Consider the following 4,378-nt stretch of genomic DNA (forward strand, 5'->3'; position numbering starts at 1 on the left):
GCACAGGGACCTTGTGGGAGCGAGCCTGCTCGCGATGAAGACGCACGGTTTATGCAGTGCGCCGCGCCCGCTCTTCTTCACCCAGGCAAGCCGCCGCCGTGAACAACACATCCGTGGAGGAATTCAGCGCGGTTTCAGCTGAATCCTGCAGCACGCCGATGATGAACCCGACCGCGACCACTTGCATGGCGATTTCGCTGGGGATGCCAAACAGGCTGCACGCCAGGGGGATCAACAACAGCGAGCCGCCGGCGACCCCGGACGCGCCGCAGGCGCAGATGGCGGCGACGACACTGAGCAGCACGGCCGTGGGCACATCCACCACGATGCCCAGTGTATGCACGGCCGCCAGCGTCAATACGGTGATCGTAATGGCGGCCCCGGCCATGTTGATGGTGGCGCCCAGCGGGATCGAGACCGAGTAGGTGTCTTCGTGCAGGCCGAGGCGCTTGCTCAGCTCCAGGTTCACGGGAATGTTCGCCGCCGAGCTGCGTGTGAAAAACGCGGTGATGCCGCTTTCACGCAGGCAGGTGAACACCAGCGGGAAGGGGTTGCGACGCAGTTTCCAGAACACGATGAGCGGGTTGACCACCAATGCCACGAACAGCATGCAGCCGATCAGCACGGTCAACAGGTGCAGGTAACCGAGCAGCGCACCGAAGCCGGAGGTGGCCAGGGTCGAGGCCACCAGGCCGAAAATACCCAGCGGGGCGAAGCGGATGACCAGCCGTACAATCACGGTCACGCCATTGGACAGGTCTTCGAGTACGGTGCGCGTGGTTTCGCCAGCATGACGAATGGCAATGCCCATGCCGATGGCCCAAGCCAGGATGCCGATGAAGTTACCGTCCATCAGCGCTCGAACGGGGTTGTCCACCACGCTGAGCAACAGGCTCTGCAGCACTTCACTGATCCCGCCGGGCGCGGTAACGGCAACGTCCTGGGCGCTCAGCACCAGGCTCGAAGGGAACAGCGTGCTGGCGATGACCGCGACCACGGCTGCAGCGAAAGTGCCCAGCAGATAAAGGAAGAGGATCGGGCGGATATGGGTTTCCTGGCCGTGCTTATGGTTGGCGATCGACGCCATGACCAGCACGAACACCAGGATCGGCGCCACGGCCTTGAGCGCCGAAACAAAGACCTTGCCGATGAACGCGGTGGATTTCGCCACGTCAGGGGCCAGCCACGCCAGGACAATGCCGGCGATCAGGCCGATGACAATTTGCGTCACCAGGCTGGTGCGTTTGAAGCGGTGCAGAAGGGAAGAGGACACAGCAGTCATGACGGTATCTCTGATTTTTTATGTGCAACGGTCCGTCAATCAGGGCAACAAGCGGGCAGGCCGCATGATCGGGACCGAAAAGAGTGTGGAGCTTTTGCAGGCCGCGGACTTTATCACAGCCCGGCGAAAAATCTGACGGACCTGTGACGATCCGTCACCTGCCTGTTTATCTGCGTTTTTCTGACGGCCCCAATCTGTTAGGCTTTGCCACTCTCATCTCATTTGTTTTCCAGCGGGCCCTTGGGCTAACGCTGGTGTCGTCGTTTTGTTGGAGTTCTGCATGCTGTTGCCCATTTTCCTGTTGTCCGCCGCCGGCTTCACGGTGCTGACCACGGAATTCATCATTGTCGGTCTGTTGCCAGCCATCGCCCGAGACCTGCAAGTCACCATCCCTCAGGCCGGACTGCTGGTGACGTTGTTCGCGTTTACTGTCGCGGCGTTCGGGCCGTTCCTGACCGCGTGGTTTGCCCGTGTCGAGCGGCGTCGGCTGTTTATCAGCGTGCTGGTGATGTTCGGCTTGGCCAACACTTTGGCGGCGCTGGCGCCGAACATCTGGGTCATGGCCGTCGCCCGGTTGGTCCCGGCTTTGGGTCTGCCGGTATTCTGGGCGCTGGCCAGTGAAACCGCGGTGGACATCGTCGGGCCGCAGTTTGCCGGGCGAGCCATCGCGCGGATCGGCTTCGGTATCGTCTGTGCCACGGTATTCGGCATTCCGGTCGGCACGCTGATCTCCGACGCATTCGGCTGGCGCAGCGCTTTTGCGATCCTGGCGGTCATCGCGTTTGCCAAGGCACTGCTGCTGCTTATCTACCTGCCGAAAACCAATCTGCACCAGCATCAAGTGAGCTTTCGCTCGCAATTCAAGATCCTGCGCAGCCCCCTGATGCAGGGGCATGTGCTGCTGTCGATCCTGGTATTCAGCGGCATGTTTACCGCCTATACCTATCTGGCGGATATCCTCGAACGCCTGGCCGGGTTCGACGGTACGCTTGTGGGTTGGTGTCTGATGGGCTTCGGGGCCGTAGGCCTGCTCGGCAACTCCCTGGGTGGTCGCGCGGTAGACCGGCATCCGCTGCGCGCCTCAATGGTGTTCTGCCTGTTCATGATCTGCGGCATGGTGGCGCTGGTGCCGAGCATTCATTCGACGCTGGGGTTGGCCGCCGCGATGGGTATCTGGGGCGTGACTCAGGCGGCGCTGTTCCTGGTCAGCCATGTGCGGTTGATGAAAGCAGCCCCAGAAGCACCGGCGTTTGCCGCGTCGCTGAACATCGCCGGGGCTAACCTCGGCATTGGCCTGGGGGCGCTGGTGGGCGGTCGGGTCATCGATACCCTGGGCCTGGGCAGCGTCGGTTTCGCCGCGGCCGGATTCATTCTGGTATCGATCCTGCTGGCGCTGTTGCTGATGACGTTCAAGCCGCGCAATGCCTGCGCTGATTGCTAGGCGCTGAACAGCTCGCGGCGTGCTCCTTCGGCAATCGCGACGATGCCTGGGTGGCTGACCTTGCGTTCCACGGAGATGGCGTAGAACGACTCGCTCACCGCCTCGGTCTGGCCGATGACCTGCACGCCATATTGGCGCTTGACCTCTTCGGCAATCACGCTGGGACCGATAAAAATCCCGCTGCCTGACTGGCCGAATGCCTGCATCAACGCACTGTCGTCGAACTCGCCGACGATCCGCGGTTGGATCTGTTGTTCGGCGAACCAGCGTTGCAGGCGGCTGCGTACGACGGTTTCCGGTCCCGGGATCAGCAGAGGGGCGTCATGCAGGCCATGGGGAAAATCCTGCCCATGACGGTCGGCCAGCGCGGCGGTGGCAAAAAAGCTGATCCCGCATTCTCCAAGCTTCTGGCTGTAGCCCTTGATATCCAGGTGAGTCGGCATCGGACTGTCGGAAATTACCAGGTCCAGGCGTTGGATCGCCAGGTCCGCCAGCAGCCGTTCAAGCTTGTCCTCGCGACAGGTGATACGTAGCGGCTCGCTCAATTCCATGGTCGGGGCCAGCAACCGATAGACGATGGACTTGGGCACGACATCCGCCACCCCGACCCGAAACAGTGTCTGCTGCTCGTTGGGCTGGGCGCGCAATATCAGCTCCAGTTCACCGCCCAACTGGAACATGTGTTCGGCATACGGCAACGTCTGGCGGCCGGCTTCTGTTAGCTCCAACTGGCGCCCGACACGCTGGAACAGTTTGATGTTATAGGTCTGTTCGAACAGGGAAATCTGCCCGCTGATGGTTTGCGGGGTCAGGTTCAGTTGCTCACAGGCGCGCACGATGCTGCCGGTTTTTGCCACCACCCAGAAATAATGCAACTGTCGATAATTGAGCATGACTTTTAGCCGATTCGTAAAAACCGAAGTATAGCCGCTGAAAATACGAATTTTCCTGAAGTATTACCCTCTCTAGAATGCCGGGCCATCGGTGAGCCATCTTTGTGCTCCATCCTTTTTTCTGAAGAGGCACTGTCCATGACGTATAAATCCTTGGGTCTTGCAGCCTTCCTGTCGCTGTCTTCAATAGCGCTCGTCGGTTGTGAACAAGCGGAAAAGAGCGCCCAGCAGTTGGCCCAGCAACTCAAGGAACAAGCAGTCGAGACGGCCAAGCAGGCAATCGACGATACTCACAAGGCTGCCGAGCAGGCCATCAGCGAGGCTACCGGTGGGCTGATCAGCCCCAAAAAAGAGCCTGAGAAAGACGCTGAAGAATCCGAATCCTCCACCAAGACCATCTAACCCCGTCATATCGAGTCAGGACTGACCCATGGATTATCTGTTACAGCTTGCCGCCAGCCCCACCGCCTGGATTGCCTTGGCCACCCTGGTCGTCATGGAAATCGTGCTTGGCATCGACAACCTGATCTTCATTTCGATCTTGACCAACAAGCTGCCCGAACAGCATCGCGCCAAGGCGCGGCGGATCGGTATCGGCATGGCGCTGATCCTGCGCCTGGGCCTGCTGAGCACCATCGCGTTCATTGTGCAGTTGACGGAACCGGTCATCGAAATCCTTGGCCAGGCCTTTTCCTGGAAGGACATGATCCTCATCGCCGGTGGCCTGTTCCTGTTGTGGAAGGCGACCACCGAGATCCATCA

At 60.3% G+C, this 4,378-nt stretch carries 6 protein-coding genes; 4 read left to right on the forward strand and 2 right to left on the reverse strand.

Going from position 1 to position 4,378, the window contains the following annotated elements; all coding sequences use genetic code 11:
• Positions 1-49: 49 nt before the first annotated feature.
• Positions 50-1,282 (reverse strand): serine/threonine transporter SstT, encoded by a 1,233-nt coding sequence (gene sstT, locus ACE04F_RS14660; RefSeq protein ID WP_486107754.1) that lies wholly within the window; start codon positions 1,280-1,282, stop codon positions 50-52.
• Here sstT and ACE04F_RS14665 point away from each other — a divergent pair.
• On the forward strand, positions 1,281-1,418 hold the full coding sequence (locus ACE04F_RS14665; RefSeq protein WP_486107756.1) for a hypothetical protein: 138 nt from the start codon (positions 1,281-1,283) through the stop codon (positions 1,416-1,418). The two genes, sstT and ACE04F_RS14665, sit on opposite strands and share 2 nt — an antisense overlap.
• A 144-nt stretch (positions 1,419-1,562) precedes the next feature.
• Complete coding sequence (locus ACE04F_RS14670; RefSeq protein ID WP_486107758.1) at positions 1,563-2,723, forward strand: MFS transporter; 1,161 nt, start codon at positions 1,563-1,565, stop codon at positions 2,721-2,723.
• Here ACE04F_RS14670 and nhaR read toward each other — a convergent pair.
• A complete protein-coding gene (nhaR, locus tag ACE04F_RS14675; RefSeq protein ID WP_305500070.1) occupies positions 2,720-3,616 on the reverse strand; it encodes a transcriptional activator NhaR in 897 nt (298 codons plus the stop codon). The genes ACE04F_RS14670 and nhaR overlap by 4 nt on opposite strands.
• Positions 3,617-3,754: 138 nt before the next feature.
• Between nhaR and ACE04F_RS14680 the strand changes: the two genes are divergently transcribed.
• Together ACE04F_RS14680 and ACE04F_RS14685 are read left to right on the forward strand one after the other, a co-directional pair.
• Positions 3,755-4,018, forward strand: a complete 264-nt coding sequence (locus ACE04F_RS14680; protein ID WP_305500071.1) for a hypothetical protein — start codon at positions 3,755-3,757, stop codon at positions 4,016-4,018.
• A 28-nt stretch (positions 4,019-4,046) separates the two neighbouring features.
• Positions 4,047-4,378: TerC family protein (locus tag ACE04F_RS14685; RefSeq protein WP_486107761.1), on the forward strand; the 332-nt coding region annotated here is incomplete at its 3' end.

It is taken from the genome of Pseudomonas sp. AGC41 (assembly GCF_057334555.1).

Excerpts from the sequence above, each read along its gene's own strand:
- ACE04F_RS14670 (WP_486107758.1), top strand. The coding sequence starts at position 1,563 with ATGCTGTTGCCCATTTTCCTGTTGTCCGCCGCCGGCTTCACGGTGCTG.
- ACE04F_RS14665 (WP_486107756.1), top strand. The coding sequence starts at position 1,281 with ATGACGGTATCTCTGATTTTTTATGTGCAACGGTCCGTCAATCAGGGC.
- ACE04F_RS14680 (WP_305500071.1), top strand. The coding sequence starts at position 3,755 with ATGACGTATAAATCCTTGGGTCTTGCAGCCTTCCTGTCGCTGTCTTCA.
- nhaR (WP_305500070.1), bottom strand. The coding sequence starts at position 3,616 with ATGCTCAATTATCGACAGTTGCATTATTTCTGGGTGGTGGCAAAAACC.
- sstT (WP_486107754.1), bottom strand. The coding sequence starts at position 1,282 with ATGACTGCTGTGTCCTCTTCCCTTCTGCACCGCTTCAAACGCACCAGC.